Genomic DNA, 18,825 nt, shown 5'->3' on the forward strand with positions numbered 1-18,825 from the left:
TCGTGGCAGGCTCCTGCGGAGCCTGTTGGAATTGATAAGAAGTATATGGATAGATCATCATGAATTTGCATGAGTACCAGGCAAAATCTCTATTTGCCGAATATGGTTTACCAGTGTCAGAAGGCTTTGCATGTGACACAGCTCAAGAAGCTGTAGAAGCTGCAGGTCGTATTGGCGGAGATATGTGGGTTGTTAAGTGTCAGGTTCACGCTGGCGGCCGTGGTAAAGCTGGTGGCGTAAAGGTCACAGGTGACAAAGAGGAAATCCGCGCATTTGCTGAAAACTGGTTAGGTAAGAACCTTGTGACTTACCAAACTGATGAAAAAGGCCAGCCGGTTGCTAAAATCCTTGTTGAAAGTTGCACCGATATTGCAAACGAACTCTATCTAGGTGCGGTTGTTGACCGCGCAACTCGCCGTGTTGTCTTTATGGCTTCGACCGAAGGCGGTGTGGATATTGAAACCGTAGCAGAAGAAACGCCAGAACTTATCCACAAAGCAATTATTGACCCATTAGCGGGTCCGCAGCCATATCAAGCGCGTGATCTTGGCTTTAAGCTGGGTCTAAACCCAACGCAAATGAAGCAGTTCACCAAAGTCTTTATGGGTCTCGCTGCCATGTTTGAAGACCATGACTTTGCTTTGCTTGAGATAAACCCTTTGGTGATTACCACAGACGGTAACATTCACTGTCTTGACGGTAAGATTGGTATTGATGGCAATGCGTTATTCCGTCAACCAAAAATTCGCGATATGCATGACCCATCACAGGATGATGCTCGTGAAGCACACGCGGCCAAGTTCGAGCTGAATTATGTCGCACTTGATGGCACTGTGGGCTGTATGGTGAATGGTGCAGGCCTAGCGATGGGCACGATGGATATCGTTAACCTTCATGGTGGCAAACCAGCAAACTTCCTTGATGTGGGTGGTGGCGCGACGAAAGAACGTGTTGCTGAAGCATTCAAAATCATTTTGTCAGATGACAATGTGAAAGCTGTTTTGGTTAACATCTTTGGCGGAATCGTCCGTTGTGACATGATTGCTGAAGGCATCATTGGCGCAGTCAAAGAAGTTGGTGTTGAAGTTCCAGTGGTTGTACGTCTTGAAGGTACAAATGCGGAGCTCGGTCGCGAAGTATTAGCAGGTTCTAGCCTCGACATTATTGCAGCTGAGTCACTGACAGATGCAGCTGAGAAAGTAGTTGCTGCTGCGGAGGGCAAATAATGTCTGTATTAATTAACAAAGAAACAAAGGTGATCTGTCAAGGATTCACTGGTGGTCAAGGTACATTCCATTCTGAGCAAGCCATTGCCTACGGCACACAAATGGTTGGTGGTGTTTCGCCAGGTAAAGGCGGCCAAGTTCATTTGGGTCTACCTGTGTTTAACACAGTAAAAGATGCGGTAGAAACAACGGGTGCGACAGCCTCGGTGATATACGTTCCTGCGCCATTTTGTAAAGATGCGATTTTAGAAGCAATCGACGGTGGCATTGAGCTTATCGTTTGTATTACTGAAGGCATCCCAACACTAGATATGCTGCAAGTAAAGGTTAAACTTGAAGAAACTGGCGTGCGTATGATCGGCCCTAACTGCCCAGGTGTGATTACACCTGGCGAATGTAAAATCGGCATTATGCCGGGTCACATTCATAAGCCAGGTAAAGTCGGTATTGTTTCTCGCTCTGGCACTTTAACCTACGAAGCCGTGAAGCAAACAACAGATGAAGGCTTTGGTCAGTCGACGTGTGTCGGTATTGGTGGTGACCCGATCCCAGGGACCAACTTTATTGATGTACTGGAAATGTTCCAGAATGATCCAGGCACTGAAGCGATCGTCATGATTGGTGAAATTGGTGGTACTGCAGAAGAAGAAGCTGCAGAGTTCATCAAGGCAAATGTGACTAAACCCGTCGTTTCATATATCGCGGGTGTTACAGCGCCAGCGGGTAAGCGTATGGGGCATGCAGGTGCAATTATCGCTGGTGGTAAAGGAACTGCTGACGACAAGTTTGCAGCACTTGAAGAGGCGGGCGTGACAACCGTTCGCTCACTTGCTGATATTGGCAAAGCCCTTCGTGAGAAAACAGGTTGGTAGTTGCCACTTGTTAGAAGAAAAGGCGCCAAATGGCGCCTTTTTTGTTGTATGTTCACCAATACGTAGGGTTATGGAGCAATGGATGCGTATGATGATTGCTTCGCTGAGTAGTAAAGCGTCATGTTTTTCTTCTCTATTGGTTTAGTTTCATTGAGCCCAACTCGCATTGTCTGCAGTCATTTGTCGTCGAGGTTATATTGAGCGTATTTGCTGTTATTTTTCCGCTGCTGTTTTTGGTCGGTTTGGGCTATGGATTGACGCGAAGCAAAAAATTTAACCAAGAGCAAATTACGGGTATTAGTCGTTTTGCGTTCAATATAAGTATTCCTGCGTTTCTTTTTATCAACATGGCACGCGCAGATTTATCGCAAAGCATTCACTTCGCCACTATGCTCACGTTCTACGTGCCAGTGCTACTCGTTTATTGCTTTGGATACTTTATTGGGCGATGGCAATCCCAACCACATGACATTAGCAACCAGGCACCACAACGCGCGCGTAACGCTGTCTATGCACTTGGCTGCAGTTACTCAAACACTGTGCTCGTTGGACTACCGATTATTGTTGCAGCGCTAGGCGAGCGAATGATGGGCGTGGTATTCGTGATTATCACCTTCCATAGTGCACTTCTTTTTGCGCTAACTTTTTTGTTATCAGCTTCAGGCCGTCAACAGGGCGGAGTTTGGCAAACGTTTGGGCGGTCAATGTTGTTGAATCCTGTCGTACTGAGTATTGGCCTTGGGCTTGGGGTGAATGCTTTAAATATTCCAATTGCTGATGAGTTGGATAAAGCACTATCTTTACTTGCTGCGCCGGCAATTGCTTGTGCGCTTTTTGTACTTGGTGCGAACTTGAGCTTCTATCGTGTTAGCTCTGCTTGGCAAGGGGCAGTGATAGCCAGCACGATGAAGTTAGCTATTTTACCGGCTTTCGTATACGGCATGGGTAAATGGGTAACGATGATTGAACCACAAATGCTCGCAGTGGTGGTACTAATGAGTGCTTCACCCCTTGGAGTGAACTCCTATTTGATTGCTTCGAAAATCCAAGCGCACCAGAAATTGCTAGGTAGTACAGTGGTGCTATCGACGGTTTTATGTGTGGTTAGTTACGCTTTTTGGTTGTCATTGTTTATCTAACGATAGCGGTTGGTTAAGTTAGGTAATTGTCGCCAGTGGATTACATTGAACAGCATTGCCCGTTTATTCCGATGAAAAGTCGGAAAACTAAGGAGTCATCTCGATGAAAACACTACATTTGATCCGTCATGCCAAATCGAGCTGGAAGGATCAAACGCTATCCGATATTGAGCGGCCATTGAATAAGCGGGGGCATGAGTCTTGCCGTATGATGGCCGCCAATATTTATGGAATTGGCGGCGGAATACAAGGTGTATTTGCGAATGTTTATGTCAGTGCAGCCCACCGTGCACAGTTGACCATGCAGGGTTTACAACATGCGTTGATTCAACAGGAACAAAATGCACAAAATAAACGAAACAAAAAAACTCAACTGGATGGTACGGAACACATTTCTTGGCTAGTTGAGCCCGATCTCTATACGTTTAGTTGGCAAGAGCTACTGTCGTGGTGTCAGACAATTGAGTCGAATCCGACAAGCGCCGACATGCCGCATCTAACGCTTGTAGGGCACAACCCTGCATTGGAAGAGCTGGTTTCTGTGTTATGTGGTTTTGACTATGGAACAACAGGGCTTGCCGGACAGTCTCAAGTGATAGAAAAATTCGCCACCGGTAGTTATGCTCAATTGCAATGCAATATTGCGTCTTGGGCTCAGTTAGGCCGCGGCAGCGCTCAGCTAAAATATTACATTAAGCCCAAAGATTTCCAGTAAATTCATCTTCGAGCGCTTATTTCGCTATTCTGGGGCTTGCCAGTGATGGTTTGCCATCAATGTATTTAATCGATAAGGCGATGATGTGATTGCCAATTCATTGCCTTTGTTAAATTTAACAAAGGCGTGAACATCTCTAGGCCAAATTTGACGGAGCATATAGTACATTCTGCCCACCGCTTCACTAAATCCCTTTGCGATAAGACTTAGCCATCGTTGGCGCGATATGTTGCTCAAGGGACTGAAGTTTGTTGGTATCACCGTCAAGTAAGTCTTGGGTTGCTTGTATCAACTCAGGTATGAGGACGTTGAGCTGGGTCGAAGTTTTTATTCGTCGTAAATCGAGCAACACATTGGAAAATTTTCCTGGCATGTCTTGAGCTACGTTCAAATTTAAAAAATGTTGGCTGTCGTAAATGCAGTTGTGATGACCTTTTTGTTTATCTAAAACAAAACTAGCATCTTTTAAATTGATGATTTGCGCGTGTTTTTGACAGTCGGGTAAACATTGGGCGTCGATTTTGTCTTTTTTGCAGCCTGTCACTTGATGGAAAAAGCACTGGCGACTGCTCATCAGCATGCTTGGATGAAAAGCACTGTAATGTAGTTCAAACTCTGCAGGGCATTGAATGGACTTGGTTTGTCGCAAGCTCAATTCCGGCGAAACAAACGCGCCTTTGCAATCTAGTGTTTGTTTTAAAGCTTCAAGGGCTAGTGAATTACATAAGTTGAGATAAGGCCCTGCAATCCATTCAATGCCTTGCTCATATGCATACTGAGCAATCCCCAAGTTGTTACTCACCAATTGTTTTGGCTTTACTTGCAACAGCAATCGTATTGCCAAATCAAAATCTTTTCCTATTAAAACCGGAGGGAACCACGGAATGAGACTTGGATTGTCATTTAACAGTTGAACTAAAGAGGCAAATTGCTCACCAATAGACTCAGGAATCTGAAAATAACATAAGTCTGCCCCTTGAGATTTATTGATATCCTTGGCGGAGTTCAGCAATACGCTTAAGCGCGGTCGGAGTTTCATCGAAGTCGCGGTTTTGCCTGGATGAACTGGCGTTGTGGCTTTCGTATTTTTGATCGCTATTTTTGGAGGTGTGACGTCTTCTTGTACTAGTGCTTTCGAGTCAAGCCGTTGTGCAATGGCTTGTTTGAGTGTTGTGATGTTTTTGTACGATAAGGATACCCCTGTGAAATCCCCTTTGTACTCAATATCAAGTAGTTGGTATTTATCAGTATTGAAACTCTGTAAGCGCTTTTCTAAGCTGCTCAGACAGAGGGTCGATTGTGCGCTGGCACTCCCATAATTGATAGGCAGCTCAAACTGCTTTTCTGAACTGATGACTTGAATGCTCAGTTGTCTTTCGTCGCTACAAATCAATTTAAATTTGAGTGGGATTTTTTTTAGAACCCAATTTGCGGTTTTGTTTTCGAGCAATTCAAGTATTTCAGTTTTCTCGTCATATAGCCGTTGCTTGATGCGGTTGACTTGCATCTCGGTTGTCGCACCATTGCGCTCAATAAAGTGGCTGTTGGCATGATCACGCGGGTTATCAATATACATCTGTTTATTGATATCACTGCTTAAATAACCATGGGTAAAATCACGATTAAATACACGATATAGATCGGCTGATTCATCCAGTAAAGTTTCACCTTGAGCGAAACGGTCGAGTTGCTTTCTCCACGTATTCACGACGGAATACACGTAATGGGGTTTTTTTATGCGGCCTTCTACTTTTAAAGAGTCAACGCCAGCACCTATCAAGTCTGCCATTTGAAAATAGGCTGAATTGTCTTTCATGTTTAATGGAAAGTGCTTCTCCATTTTGGTCGGCACATAGGCATCTCGGCAAGGTTGACTACAACGGCCTCGATTACCAGATTGACCGCCATGAACTGAGCTAAAATAACAAAGCCCTGAAAAGCTAATACAATTGGAACCATGCACAAATACTTCTGTGCCCATATTAAGCTTGTGTGAGAAGTCCGTTAACTCTTTAATTTCGTCAAGAGCCAGCTCTCGAGACAAATTGCTCCGGCTTGCTCCCAATGCATGTAAAAACTTAATTTGGCCAATATTGTGGGTTGTCATTTGAGTGGACGCATGAACCTCCAGTGCAGGGAAGTACTGCTGCAACACATAGAGCAGTCCAATATCTTGAACAATGACACCATCCACATCTGTTTTGGCAATACGATTTAAAAGTCTAAATAATGCAGGTATTTCCGTTTCAATGATCACAATATTCAATGTGAGGAATAGCTTGCAATGATGTTGATGGGCGAGAGAAAGTAGGGGGCACAACTCTTCGAAGCGCACATTGACCGCACGGTTTCTGGCATTGAATTGGTCAAGACCAAAATAAACTGCATCGGCACCTGCAAGAATGGCTGCTTTTATGGCATCAACATCACCACCTGGTGCAAGTAATTCGATTTCTTTATTCACAGAACTTAACTCTTGGTCGTTGTATCGCAAAGGCTGGTTTTAGCGCGGCGTAGTTTAAGTGCTGCAGTTTAGTATGTCCATTTTTGCCGCGTTGACTAAAAGTGCTGGCTTCATCTACGGTCTTTGTTGCTCTTTTCAAAACATCGGACATCAGGCTTTTGGATTGACGATGTTCGAATCACCCCTGGCATTTCACTGGAGTGAAAAGCGCCATGCAGCAATAAGATCGCGTTAAGAGGGCCTCGAAATATGTTTGCTGTAATCGATGATTGAACAGCGAACTGACAGACGAAGTCGATGGATTTGCGGATTGATTTTTATTTGGCTGCTCAAGCAACCCAATCAGTTAAACTCGCGAATTGACTGGCGGGAGGTCCATATGTGTTAGTCTCTTTTTACACTCACTTTTGTAAATAAACGCCATGTAACAAAAGCAAGAGTGAGAACAAGAAAAATTAAAAATATACCAACATAGATGAATATCTTAAAAATACTATCAAGATAACTTCCCGCATCAACGTGCGCTTCTCTCATGCCTTGAATAAGAATTAAACCTAGATTTTTGTTTACTTCCAGTTCGCCAGATTCAACTTTCTCAGATAACTCAATGTAAATAGGGTTATTATCCATATTTTCAATTTTTTGAATGTTGATTTTTATTCCGACATTACCACCGATTACAATTCCTATTGCTGTCAAAAATAAAAGAGCTATTAATATAATATTTAACGATTTAATTGGACAACTCCATTAGCACCTATACATAATGACTCCCCACTAAAGATGCTGTTCTCCAATCAATCGTGGGTTAGCTGAAGCCAGAGCCATAATAGTTTTGTTAAAGAAACTAAAGGTTGGAGATCAGCATGAGTAAACATAACATACTTTTCATTGGCCTAGATACTCATAAAGAGCTCGCGAAAGTAGCCTACATTGAAGACCAGCGCGGCGCTAAATCGACTCATCTAGGACGAATTTCCAGTGCAAAAGTGTTGATGATTAAACTGGCAAGACAATTCCAATCGAAATACCCAAATGCCACACTCCTTTTCGTCTACGAAGCCGATCCATGTGGCTATTGGATTGGCCGCTTACTAACTAGTTTGGATCATTGTTGTTATGTCATTGCCCCTTCACTCATTCCTAAAAAACTGGCGAAAGAGAGAAAACAGATAAACGGGATGCGATGAAACTAGCCAAACTACTTAATAACACCAACCTACGTACCAGAGCCAGAAGTTGAAGCCGTTCGTGACTTATCCCGCTCATGAAACCGCAATGAAAGACTTAAAAGATGCCAAATATCAATTGAAGTCCTGCAGTTAAGAAATAACATCAACTACACCGTCACTTGTTATGTTTTCTTTAACTCTTGAGATAATACATCTTCCATAGTCGGATTTTGAGGCAAGTGTTTCTCAAGTATGTCAACTAGCTCGCCATATTTTGGTGAACCACCTAATTGTGGCGATAAAAGAGTAAGAAAGACTAACAGGAATGCCAAATACGTAAATTGATCACCTGACAGGGAGCCAAAGAGCATTGCCAATAGAGAACCCACCATTACAACGAATAAAATAGGTTGTATAAGTTTGCTTTTGTTGCGTGCTTTTATCGCAGCTTTAATTACTGCAATTTCTTTTTGGGTCATATCCATTGCCAAGTTCTCCTGAAAACATAACGTTTACGACAGTGGGTTAATTAAACTAGTGAAATTGAGTCCACTGGTCGCTCGTTTTTAGTACTTACTTCTGCCGAAATGCTTCGTCAAAACTATCTACAAAGTTATCAAACTCTGTTGAAATGTTCATCGCCTTCACGCGTATCAAAATCCACCGCTCTTCAATTTCATCAATTGAGAGATCGTTTTTAGTTCGATCCAACTCAGAGATCAGATGATTAAAATCGCGAATATCGCTTTCTATATCAGATTCAATCGAACCGATTTCGGCTATCACATCCTTTTTATTCGTCAGGTGAATACCCTTGCGATTCGCATAATCCAGTATTAGTGAATATCCTTTTTTTAAACTTGGTAACATCTTAGTTCCATTAGTACTTAATGCTCAATTCTAGGGGATTCCCAGATAATATCTTTTCCAATCAATAAGTAGACACGCATGGTGCTGGTTGATCTAATCAATTTCGCCAAAAACAAACTAGAACAACACCATGCTCGACATCAACATACTACATCAAACGCTAGCGACGCAATGCCCAATAATTTACAAAAAACGCCTTAGTTCTCTGATAGTTGCAACTAAGTCATTACTCGATGGTAATCAACTCTCTTTAACGCTGCTGGGCCGTAACATTTCAGGCAATGTGGCAGCTAAGCACAGTATCAAGCGCATTGACCGATTATTTGTATCGATTGGGCGGATGTTCGTGAACAATTGAGACGAATGACTTTGCGCGCATTCATCAGTGTTCAAGGCCGAAGTGTGGCTTTTTACGAGCACACTTTTTTGTTTGATGCTAAGCCTGTAGAGATAGCAATTCACCGCGCAGCCACAACCGTTTTCTTGAAGAGTTGGCAAACGTTTTACCAAAGCATTGCTGCCCTTTAATCGTTACTGATGCGGGCTATCGAATTGCCTGGTTTTCTCAAGTCGCCAAATTAGGCTGATTCTGGCTAGGCCATGTACGCGGTGATGTCAGCTACCAACATTCAGGCGAGCATCAATGGCGCTTTAATAAGTCGCTCTACCCAACAGCAACGAACAATGCCAAATACTTCGGCAGTGTAAAGTTTGCCTGTAAGATCCATTTAAAGTGTCATTGACACCCCAACAAAGCGAAAGAAACAGGTCGTAAAGACCGTCGTTCCTCCAAAGCGGCAAGAAACCATACCGCTCAAGCAAGCTATGGGAGAAGCAGAAAAGAGCTTTGGTTCTTGGCGGCCAATTTATTTCCCAACAACTTCAACTCTGTCCAAGTTATCCCGCTCAACGTCAAGCGAATGCAGATGAAGAGTTCTTTCAAGATTTGAAAATCCCACAATATGGAATGAGGTTAAGACTCTGCAAACGTCGTTGCCCGAAGTGACTTGATGTTTTGTTACTCATCGACATGCTTGTCGAAATTGTACAGTGGTTAATCGGTAACATTGCTTTGCGTCTAAGTTGGCAAAAGCATTTTCAAGCCAACATCATCAGCCACCAGCCAGTGTTGTCGATTGTGCGCCTCGCACTATCTAGGACTTTTTAATATATCTAGCTTTTCAGCTTGCTCAGGCTATTGCCTTTACAACTTTGCGACAGTGACAAGGCAAAGCATGTTAATTCTTTATCAATCACTAAATAAAGTTTGAATTTATTATTGACATTGTGTATCGATCGGTACAGAATGGCCGCGTTAAATTAGTAGTGAACGCTACAGAATGTCGTCGGTCAACCCGATTCCTTATTCAGTTCAACAGAAAATGAGGAAAGAACGATGACTCAAGAAACAGCAACCCAGAAAGGTGACAACATGAAAACAGTCGTAATTACAGGCAGCAGCAGTGGCTTTGGTAAGATGTCAGCACAACAGTTTGCAGATAAAGGGCACAAAGTTTACGCAGCAATGCGCAATGCAAACAGTAAAAATCTAGAAGTAAAAAATGAGCTTCAGTCATACTCAGATAACATTGTTGTGGTTGAGATGGACGTTTGCAGTGAGGAGTCTGTAAACGCGGCGATTGCACAAATCATGGATAAAGAAAGTGCGATTGATGTGCTAATCAACAACGCGGGCATCATGCACATGGGTGTGACAGAAGCATTTAGTGTTGAGCAAGCACAGCAACTGATGAACACCAACTTCTACGGCGTTATCCGCACAATTCAAGCTGTTGCACCGCACATGCGTAAAGCTGGTAAGGGTCTAATCATCAACACGACGTCTGTTATTGGCCGCGTATCATGGCCATTTACGGGTACCTACAGCGCGAGTAAAGCGGCGGTAGAAGCGTATTCTCAGAGCCTGAAATTTGAATTAGCCCCAAGTGGTGTTGAGGTTGTGATTGTTGAGCCGGGCCCATCGGGGACTAACCTGGGTGGCTCGTTCCAGCCGGAAGCAAAAACTGAAGTGGTTGCTCAAAACCCTCATTTGAAGGAAATCATTGACGCAATGATAGGCTCCGTTGGTAAAGCATTAGAAAACCCAGCAACCGACCCGCAACTGGTTGTAGACGCCTATCTAAAACTGGCCGAAATGGATCACGGCACACGCCCAACACGTACTGCAATTGGCTTAGTGAACAACGTGGATAAAATCAACGATTTCTTCCAGCCTCTTCAAGACCAAGTGATCTCAGATTTCCAACTGGATTTCATGCTAGAAACAAAGGTTAACGGTTAATCGCACCGTAAAGAGGTAAAAGCTAATGTCATTCAACATAGCAAACAAAGTCGTCTTCATCACTGGTGCGAACCGAGGTATTGGCAAAAGTATTACTGAGCACTTTATTGATCAAGGTGCGAAGAAAGTGTACCTAGCGGTTCGAAACCCAAATTCAACCAAGGCTCTGGAAGAGCAATATGGTGAAAAAGTAGAGACGATTCAAGTCGATATTACCGATGAAGCGTCTATTCTAGAAGCCGCTAAAAAAGCAACGGATGTTGATGTTGTTATTAATAACGCTGGGATTATTTCGACAGTGCCGCCTCTAGCGGACAATGCGCTCGATACCTTGAAAGAAGAGATGGAAGTGAATGTGTACGGGCTGATGCGTGTTGCTAAAGCATTTGAAGCGACATTGATTGCGAAGCAAGGTGTGCTGGTGCAATTAAATTCAGTCGCTTCACTCAAAAACTATTTGGATATGTCAACGTACTGCACATCAAAAGCGGCATCTTACTCAGTCACTCAAGGTTTGCGCGATCACTTTAAGCCACATAATGTCAACGTGCTGAGTGTTCACCCTGGCGTTGTTGCAACAGATATGGCGGATATTACCGGTTTTAGCGATATCGCATCGTCACCACAAGTTGTGCCAGTCGGAATTCTTTCTGCGTTGGACGAGGGGGAATTCCACGTATTCCCGGATGCCGTTGCAAAACAGATAGAAGTCGGATTTCAATCTTACGCTGACAACGTCATCATGCAAGATTTTGCGGGATAACTACAAAAGCACTAATTGATAGTAAGTCTGCATACAGTAGACATCGCCTGGTAAGAGAATCACGAGAATATATACGTACGGCAAAGGACTGGCGAATCCAGTCGCTTCGATTTTATGTGGTTGAATTTCTCGGCCAATAATATTTAGGTACTTACTGTGGTTACTGAATGACCTCTGGTATTCCTGGAGGTCATTTTTTGTTGCCGCTTTTCGGCAAAGTTATTATATCGCGCTTCAGGTTTAGTTACTGAGCGCTTCTTGTCTGTAACGTATTGAGTGCATAGTCCATGATCGATTCCGCAACCTGTCGTGACTCTCCTGCCCGAACCTGAGTGGAAATACCATAAAGAACCGACAGCAGATATTTTGCCTGCAGTTCTGCGGTCGCAGACTCAGTTATTACGCCCTCAGACTCGATCAAGGTCGTGATCAGATTTTGGGTTTTCAATCCAAATTGTTTGATGTACACCGTCGCTTCTTCAGGAAAGGCAACGCTGTCAGATTCATTCGCGCTTTTTACTAATAAGCACCCTAGCGGGGTATCTGCATCTGAAAACTCTTGAATCAGCTCATAGAAACACGCGCGTAGCCTTTCCATGAAAGGCACGTCAGAGGGTTCAATGAGATGGCGATAACACGGCTCACTATATTGCGTGATGTAGTGCGCAATCACTTCTTTGAATAGCTGCTCTTTATTACCAAAAGCGGCATATAAGCTAGGTGTATTGATCCCAAGCTCTGAGGTTAGGTTCGCGACAGATGTCGCTGCATAACCGTTGTTCCAAAATATACGCATTGCCTTATCGAGTGCGATATCTCTGTCAAACGATCTTTTTCTTCCGGCCATTACCGATGGTACTCCTACCTATCAATATCTTTATAAACGCATATTTTGTAGTACTCACTAAAAAATGTCAATTTCGTTATTGACTTTGTGTATCGATCGGTACAGAATGCGTTTGTTAAATAAATAGCGATCACTACATAAAGTGGGGGTGGTCGTGTAGACGACTTCATGAATATCAACCCATTTCTAGGAAAAAATAATGACGATTAAAGCACTAAGAACTCCAGAAGAACGGTTTTCAGTACTCCCCGCGTTTCCTTACCAACCTCAGTACGTTGAAGATCTGGAGGGGTATGACTCTCTACGCATGGCGTATATTGACGAGGGTGACAAGTCGGCCGAGTACACCTTCTTGTGTCTACATGGTGAGCCTTCATGGAGTTACTTATATCGAAAAATGATCCCTGTATTTACTGAAGCTGGACATCGTGTTGTCGCACCAGACTTATTTGGCTTTGGCCGATCTGACAAGCCAGTAGATGAAGCTGTTTATAATTTTGAGTTTCACCGAAACAGCCTAATGCGCCTGATTGAGCGTTTAGACTTGAAAAACATTGTATTGGTGTGTCAGGACTGGGGGGGATTTCTTGGCCTCACTATTCCGATGGATATGCAAGATAGGTTCAAAAAACTCATCGTTATGAATACGGGAATAGCAACAGGTGAACCGCTAACCGAAGCTGCTAAGCAGTGGATTGGCTTTTGCGCCAGTGTGCCGGAGATCCCTGTCGGTGGGTTGCTTGCCGGTGATGCAGGCGTAGCAGTAAACCCGATGGATGTTGTCGCCTATGATGCCCCATTCCCTGATAACCGCTACAAAGCGGGTGTCAGGAAGTTTCCTAAGATGATCCCAACTGATGCGAACGATGACGCCGTTAAATATGGTCTTCGTGCTATCGAGTATTGGTCGAACAGCTGGGAAGGTGACAGCTTTATGGCGATCGGAATGAAGGATGTGGTACTAGGCGAGCCTGCGATGATGGCACTAAGAAGTGTGATTAAAGGCTGCCCGGAGCCAATGAGAATCGCTGAATCCGGCCACTTTGTTCAGGAATACGGCGTTGAAGTGGCAGAGCAAGCTCTCGCTCATTTTGGACTAAATAGATAGCTGATTTTGCGCGTTACTGAGGTAGTGCGCAATATGAAACTTAAAATAGTAAATAAAACGTAAGCACGTCATTAACCACATCTTTGAACTTGCGCATCCTGTGGTCATCACTACGAAATGGCAAATACCCGAATGACAAAGCGTAGTGGTCACCATATAACCCTGTTAAATGAAAGTGTATTGATTACGACGCTTTATCGATTTACTGGCAATGAGGTATAGGAATGTTTAAGAAATTCGTTCAAATTACAGCACTGTTTAATTTCCCTATCGCGATTGGGATCATGATTCCTGAGCTTCTTTCTCCTCAGGCTAAGTCATTTATTATCACGCTTGTACTTGCCTCTTTTCTGATTTGTATGGGTGCAGCGCTTCTTTGGGCAGTTTCGGATTTACCCAGACGTGCTCCGATTATTGTTTGGAACGGTCTTGTACGACTTTTCGGTTTTGTTGTTGTCACCTACGCCGCATCGTCGGGTATGGCACCGACATTGTTTATCCCAATAGCGGTTATGGACTTAATTACCGCTGCCATCTATGTACTAGGAAGCGCCAAAGGAACAGGTATCCCTGTCTCTTCTTTAATACTTGGTAAGTCTAACTCTTGACCGCATCCCAACAGATACGAATGGAGGCGTTACTGTTAACAGACAAAAATTTTTTTTTTATGAACGCGGTCACGTAGCGACAGACCACCACGGTTTTACCCTTGGTGATCTGTCGCCAGTCGTATTCCCTCAATTTTCGTTTCTTATTGCCAAATTGCAGCGGTAGAAAGAGAGGCTACTTTTGCGTTGCCGCCTTCATATTGCGGGTGAACTCAGCAAGCTTGGCGAGCATAATTTCAGGTTGAGCTTGATTAGCCGCAATGATTTTTACGACCGCTGAGCCGGAAATTGCCCCGGCGGCACCTGCGTCAATTGCCGCTTTAACTTGTGCAGGCTCAGCAATGCCAAAACCAAGCAGTGGTGGCGCTGCGTCAAACTGCTTCAAGTTCGCTAGAATATCTTCAATCGGCATGCCTGCTTTCGACTCTGTACCCGTCACTCCTGCGCGGGAGAGTAGGTAGGTGTAGCCTTCGCCTTTCGCGGCAACTTGTTTAACTGTTTCGCTGTCTGCGTTAGGTGGTGCGATAAATATGGGAGCAATTTGATACTGTTGAGCAGCAGCTATAAATGGCTCGGCTTCTTCAACAGGAACATCGGCAATAAGGACCGAGTCGACCCCAGCCTGCTGTGCTCTACAGTAAAAGTCTTCAATGCCACGGGTATAGACCAAGTTGGCGTATAACAGTAGACCAATCGGTAGATCAGGGTACTTCGCCCGGATCTGGCTTAGCATGTCAAAGCACTGACTAGGAGTTGTACCTGCATCCAGTGCACGTAAATTTGCCCCTTGGATAACCGGGCCATCAGCCAATGGATCGGAGAATGGGAAGCCAAGTTCAAGCGCATCTGCGCCGTTTTCGATCAAGGTATCGATAATGGCCATGGATAGCTCTGGTGTTGGATCACCAAGGGTAACAAAGGGGACGAAGGCCCCTTGGTTTTTAGCGTCGAGCTCGGCGAAAGCCTGCTGGTAACGATTCGTCATGGCTTTACTCTCCATTGGCCTTGTTTTGGTTGTCTAGAATATCGGATACCGTGAATATATCTTTGTCACCTCGACCTGAGAGATTGACCACTAATACGGTTTCTTTGGTTGCTTGCTTAGCGTATTCAAGCGCATAGGCAAGTGCATGGGCGGACTCAAGTGCTGGGATGATACCCTCACTGCGCGCTAGTAACTGAAATGCTTCGAGTGCATTATCATCCGTAGCAGATTCATAAGTTGCACGGCCGATAGCATTTAAATGGGCATGCTGTGGGCCGACTGATGGAAAGTCTAGGCCGGCTGAAACCGAATAAGACTCTTCAATTTGTCCTTCACTGTCTTGCATGAGTGGTGCTTTCATGCCAAAGAAAATGCCAGTTTTACCGTGTTTTAAAGGAGCGCCATGCATTGGTGTGTCAATGCCTTTACCGGCAGGCTCAACACCAATTAGCTTCACTGACGTTTCGTCAATAAAGTCAGCAAACATACCGATTGCATTGGATCCGCCTCCAACACAGGCAATGACTGCATCAGGGAGTCTTCCTTCTGCTTTGACGATTTGTTGCTTGGTTTCTGCGCCAATCATGCGCTGGAATTCACGAACAATGGTTGGGAATGGGTGCGGCCCAGCAGCTGTCCCAAGCAAGTAGTGTGCTTTATCGTAGCTACCAGACCAATCTCGCATTGCTTCATTACACGCATCTTTTAGCGTAGCGGAGCCTGAGGTCACCGGAATAACTTCAGCCCCCATTAAACGCATTCTAAAGACGTTAGGTGATTGGCGTTCTACATCCTTGGCGCCCATATATACTTTGCATTTTAGGTCGAGTAGGGCGCAGGCGAGTGCTGTTGCAACGCCGTGTTGGCCAGCACCTGTTTCGGCAATAATTTCTTTCTTACCCATACGTTTGGCTAGCAATGCTTGGCCGAGAACCTGGTTGGTTTTGTGGGCTCCCCCATGGAGTAAATCTTCTCGTTTAAGATAGATTTTGACCAAAGGGTTTGGGCTAAGATTACGGGTCAAAGTTAGTGCAGTTGGGCGTCCGGCGTAGTTTTTAAGTAAGTCTGTAAACTCTTGCTGGAACTCAGGATCATTTTGGGCATCAACAAATGCTTGCTCAAGTTGTTTCAGGGCAGGCACTAATATTTGTGGAACATACATGCCACCATATTCGCCGAAGTAAGGATTTAGTGTTGTCATGGGTCTACCTATTAGTTCTTGCGTAATTCAGCAAATGTCCGTTGAATTTGGTCGTGTTGTTTAACACCGGGCGCTGACTCTAAACCCGAGTTGAAGTCGAGGCCGAAAAATCCTTGTTGTTTCGCTTGGTAAGCGTTATGGGGATCGAGTCCGCCAGCAAGCATAGCATGTTGCTTTTCAGGCAATTCCTGCTGCCAATCAAATTGAATGCCTGTACCACCAAATTGCCCCGCACTTTTACTGTCATAAAGAATTCGGTCAACCAGTTTGACGATTTCTGAGTCAACAAGAGGTTGTGTAGAAGGGCTCTCTACTTCAACAGCGACGGCTTTCCAAACTTGGCAGTCACCACAGTTGGCTTGAATTAAAGCATGTTTAATGGCGCTGACTTGGAGAGAATTCTCTTTGCCGTGTAATTGTACCGCATATAGTCCCAATTCTTGGGCTGTTTCGGCGATAGTTTGTGGTTGTTCGTTCACAAATACGCCGACTAAATTGAGTTGCTGCTCTTGGGCGCGGTGAGCTTGTACCAGCACTTTAGCTTGCTCAAGGGTTACTGAGCGTTTCGATGGCGGATAGAAAATTAAACCACCGAAAACCCCTCCGGCTTTGGCCACAGCTTGCATATCTTTAGCCTGAGTGAGTCCACAAACCTTATTTGAGCCATAAATCAATTGACGACAAGCTAAATCTAAGTCGTTTTGCGCCATTAATGAACTGCCGACTAAGTAACCGTGTACAAGCGGGTTTAAGCGTCGAACTTGCTGCTGATTGTATATGCCAGATTCGCTAATAATGACCCTATCTGCAGGGATTTGCGGTGCCAAAACTTCAGTCGTGGCGAGATCTGTACTTAGGTCTCTTAAATTACGATTATTGATGCCAATAATTGCAGCGTTGAGTGCAATAGCGCGATCGAGTTCTTCTTGATTACTAACTTCCGTCAGGATATCTAGTTTATATCGTGCTGCTTCTGCAGCAAGCAACCGGTACTGGCGATCGTCAAGTACAGACAGCATGAGTAAGATAGCGTCGGCGCCTTGATGTGCTGCGAGTTTGACTTGGTATGGGTGAATAAAAAAGTCTTTGCACAAAATCGGTTGGCTGACGTTGGCACGCACGATGGGTAAATAATCAAAGCTACCTTGGAAAAATTGCTCATCGGTTAGGACCGAAATGCCTGAGGCATATTGGCTATAGGTGTTTGCAATTGAGGTTAAATCAAAGTTTTCGCGTATCAGCCCTTTGGAAGGGCTAGCTTTTTTGCATTCAAAAATATAACTGGCATTTGGCGCGCGCAACGCGTCATACAGACTACGATCTGATATTTTGGGTTGCAGGGAAACTTCAGGAAAGCGCAGCTTTAATTTCGCAATATGACCCGCTTTGGTGTTTACAATTTTTTGTAGCACGCTGACTTTGGTAGACGGTGCTACCGTAACACGTAAATCGTCTTGTTCGACGAATGCAGATTTAGGTTGAGAAGGCTGAGTAATGCTCACAAACAGTCGTCCTTGTAATTATGCGGGTTGGCTGGCATTGGCCAGTTGCTTTAGTTTGTTATGTGCGTCGCCACTTTGAATGGCCGCTAAGGCCATTGCGGTTCCGGCCTTGATATCGCTGGCTAAACCGGCGACGTAAAGGGCACATCCTGCATTGGCTGCCACAGCATTTGTATGTGCCGGCTTACCTTGACCAAGCAATATGGCCTCCGTTAACGCTGCATTCTCTTCAGGAGTGCCGCCGGCTAAATCAGCAAGACTTGCCTGAGCGACACCTAAATCATCCGCAGTGATTTGATAATGTTTTAATTCACCGCCTTTTAATTCTGCCACTTGGGTCGGGCCGTGGAGTGCGACTTCATCGAGGCCACTGCCATGAACTATCATGGCGCGTTTTACACCAAGTGCACGTACAACTTCAGCAATCGGGGCAACGAGGTCTTCGCTATAAACACCAAGAACCATGTAATCCGGCTTTGATGGATTGATCAGTGGGCCAAGAACGTTAAAAAGGGTCCGAGTCTTCAGTGCCTGACGCACAGGCACGGCATGGCGAACACCGCCATGGTAATGTGGCGCAAATAGGAAACACAGCCCAAAGGAATCCAAGCAGTGTCTTGCTGTTTCAGGCGACATGGTTAAATCGATACCAAATTGAGCAAGTAAGTCTGACGAACCTGATTTACTCGATACGCTACGGTTGCCATGCTTAGCAACGTTTGCCCCAGCAGCAGCGGCAACAAAACAAGCGGTTGTTGAAATATTAATGGTATTGTGGCCATCTCCCCCGGTACCAACAATATCAACAATATCGGTGGCTTGTCCGTGGGGGAAGGGCTTGGCGGCGGCACGTAAAGCATCGGCTGCGCCGGAAATCTCATCAATAGTTTCACCACGCATCTTCATCGCCACTAACATGCCTGCCATCGCAGCTTCGCTCATTTCACCTTCGATAACGGCGCTAAAGACCTGTTGCGCATCGGCTCGACTTAATGAGTCGCCCGCATACAAGCTATCAAGAAGTGATTGAATATTGCTGGGTTGACTCATG

The 18,825-nt window shown here is 44.7% G+C and carries 17 protein-coding genes and 2 pseudogenes; 10 read left to right on the forward strand and 9 right to left on the reverse strand.

Features of this window, described 5'->3' with window-relative positions; genetic code table 11:
* Nucleotides 1-59 precede the first annotated feature (59 nt).
* The 4 genes from sucC to IEY18_RS10880 all read left to right on the forward strand — a co-directional run bounded on the left by sucC (nt 60) and on the right by IEY18_RS10880 (nt 3,952).
* Nucleotides 60-1,226 carry an ADP-forming succinate--CoA ligase subunit beta gene (gene sucC / locus IEY18_RS10865; protein ID WP_188920706.1) on the forward strand — a complete coding sequence of 389 codons (1,167 nt, stop codon included), beginning with the start codon at nt 60-62 and terminating at the stop codon, nt 1,224-1,226.
* Nucleotides 1,226-2,098: a succinate--CoA ligase subunit alpha gene (sucD, locus tag IEY18_RS10870; protein ID WP_188920709.1), complete on the forward strand. Its 873-nt coding sequence runs from the start codon at nt 1,226-1,228 to the stop codon at nt 2,096-2,098. Before sucC ends, sucD begins: the two co-directional genes overlap by 1 nt.
* Nucleotides 2,099-2,295: 197 nt before the next feature.
* Entirely contained in the window at nt 2,296-3,237 is a 942-nt protein-coding gene (locus IEY18_RS10875) for an AEC family transporter (protein WP_188920712.1), read from the forward strand.
* 103 nt (nt 3,238-3,340) lie between these two features.
* Nucleotides 3,341-3,952, forward strand: coding sequence for a SixA phosphatase family protein (locus IEY18_RS10880; RefSeq protein WP_188920714.1), 612 nt, complete (start codon nt 3,341-3,343; stop codon nt 3,950-3,952).
* A gap of 184 nt (nt 3,953-4,136) precedes the next feature.
* On the opposite strand, the gene IEY18_RS10885 is transcribed toward IEY18_RS10880, so the two are convergent.
* Nucleotides 4,137-6,416, reverse strand: a complete 2,280-nt coding sequence (locus IEY18_RS10885) for a peptidase U32 family protein (protein ID WP_188920716.1) — start codon at nt 6,414-6,416, stop codon at nt 4,137-4,139.
* A gap of 384 nt (nt 6,417-6,800) precedes the next feature.
* Nucleotides 6,801-7,115 carry a hypothetical protein gene (locus tag IEY18_RS10890; RefSeq protein WP_188920718.1) on the reverse strand — a complete coding sequence of 105 codons (315 nt, stop codon included), beginning with the start codon at nt 7,113-7,115 and terminating at the stop codon, nt 6,801-6,803.
* Nucleotides 7,116-7,282: 167 nt separating this feature from the next.
* On the opposite strand from IEY18_RS10890, the pseudogene IEY18_RS10895 reads away from it, so the two are divergent.
* Nucleotides 7,283-7,765: pseudogene (locus IEY18_RS10895) on the forward strand (IS110 family transposase); the annotation flags it as partial.
* 5 nt (nt 7,766-7,770) lie between these two features.
* Here IEY18_RS10895 and IEY18_RS10900 read toward each other — a convergent pair.
* Together IEY18_RS10900 and IEY18_RS10905 are read right to left on the reverse strand one after the other, a co-directional pair.
* Complete coding sequence (locus IEY18_RS10900; protein WP_188920720.1) at nt 7,771-8,073, reverse strand: hypothetical protein; 303 nt, start codon at nt 8,071-8,073, stop codon at nt 7,771-7,773.
* Between the two features lie 88 nt (nt 8,074-8,161).
* Nucleotides 8,162-8,458 (reverse strand): hypothetical protein, encoded by a 297-nt coding sequence (locus tag IEY18_RS10905; RefSeq protein WP_188920722.1) that lies wholly within the window; start codon nt 8,456-8,458, stop codon nt 8,162-8,164.
* Nucleotides 8,459-8,588: 130 nt separating this feature from the next.
* Here IEY18_RS10905 and IEY18_RS17430 point away from each other — a divergent pair.
* The 3 genes and pseudogenes from IEY18_RS17430 to IEY18_RS10915 form a co-directional block, all read left to right on the forward strand.
* Nucleotides 8,589-9,605, forward strand: a pseudogene (locus IEY18_RS17430) (IS4 family transposase); the annotation flags it as partial.
* Nucleotides 9,606-9,854: 249 nt separating this feature from the next.
* The gene (locus IEY18_RS10910; RefSeq protein ID WP_188920724.1) at nt 9,855-10,760 is read left to right on the forward strand and encodes an SDR family oxidoreductase; all 906 of its coding nucleotides are present in this window, start codon (nt 9,855-9,857) and stop codon (nt 10,758-10,760) included.
* A 25-nt stretch (nt 10,761-10,785) separates the two neighbouring features.
* Nucleotides 10,786-11,523 carry an SDR family oxidoreductase gene (locus IEY18_RS10915; RefSeq protein WP_188920726.1) on the forward strand — a complete coding sequence of 246 codons (738 nt, stop codon included), beginning with the start codon at nt 10,786-10,788 and terminating at the stop codon, nt 11,521-11,523.
* Between the two features lie 244 nt (nt 11,524-11,767).
* Here IEY18_RS10915 and IEY18_RS10920 read toward each other — a convergent pair whose 3' ends face one another.
* On the reverse strand, nt 11,768-12,370 hold the full coding sequence (locus IEY18_RS10920; protein WP_188920727.1) for a TetR/AcrR family transcriptional regulator: 603 nt from the start codon (nt 12,368-12,370) through the stop codon (nt 11,768-11,770).
* A gap of 199 nt (nt 12,371-12,569) precedes the next feature.
* Between IEY18_RS10920 and IEY18_RS10925 the strand changes: the two genes are divergently transcribed.
* Nucleotides 12,570-13,478: a haloalkane dehalogenase gene (locus tag IEY18_RS10925; protein WP_188920729.1), complete on the forward strand. Its 909-nt coding sequence runs from the start codon at nt 12,570-12,572 to the stop codon at nt 13,476-13,478.
* Between the two features lie 224 nt (nt 13,479-13,702).
* Entirely contained in the window at nt 13,703-14,086 is a 384-nt protein-coding gene (locus tag IEY18_RS10930) for a hypothetical protein (protein ID WP_188920731.1), read from the forward strand.
* A 175-nt stretch (nt 14,087-14,261) separates the two neighbouring features.
* Here the strand turns inward: IEY18_RS10930 and trpA are convergent, their stop codons facing one another.
* The 4 genes from trpA to trpD are packed head-to-tail and all read right to left on the reverse strand — an operon-like array spanning nt 14,262 to nt 18,824.
* A complete protein-coding gene (gene trpA / locus IEY18_RS10935; RefSeq protein ID WP_188920733.1) occupies nt 14,262-15,071 on the reverse strand; it encodes a tryptophan synthase subunit alpha in 810 nt (269 codons plus the stop codon).
* Nucleotides 15,072-15,075: 4 nt separating this feature from the next.
* Nucleotides 15,076-16,272 (reverse strand): tryptophan synthase subunit beta, encoded by a 1,197-nt coding sequence (gene trpB, locus IEY18_RS10940; protein ID WP_188920735.1) that lies wholly within the window; start codon nt 16,270-16,272, stop codon nt 15,076-15,078.
* 11 nt (nt 16,273-16,283) lie between these two features.
* The gene (gene trpCF, locus IEY18_RS10945; protein WP_188920934.1) at nt 16,284-17,768 is read right to left on the reverse strand and encodes a bifunctional indole-3-glycerol-phosphate synthase TrpC/phosphoribosylanthranilate isomerase TrpF; all 1,485 of its coding nucleotides are present in this window, start codon (nt 17,766-17,768) and stop codon (nt 16,284-16,286) included.
* Between the two features lie 24 nt (nt 17,769-17,792).
* Complete coding sequence (gene trpD / locus IEY18_RS10950; protein WP_188920737.1) at nt 17,793-18,824, reverse strand: anthranilate phosphoribosyltransferase; 1,032 nt, start codon at nt 18,822-18,824, stop codon at nt 17,793-17,795.
* Between the last annotated feature and the right edge of the window lies 1 nt (nt 18,825).

This window comes from Shewanella gelidii (assembly GCF_014647855.1).
GTDB classification, from domain to species: Bacteria; Pseudomonadota; Gammaproteobacteria; order Enterobacterales; family Shewanellaceae; genus Shewanella; species Shewanella gelidii.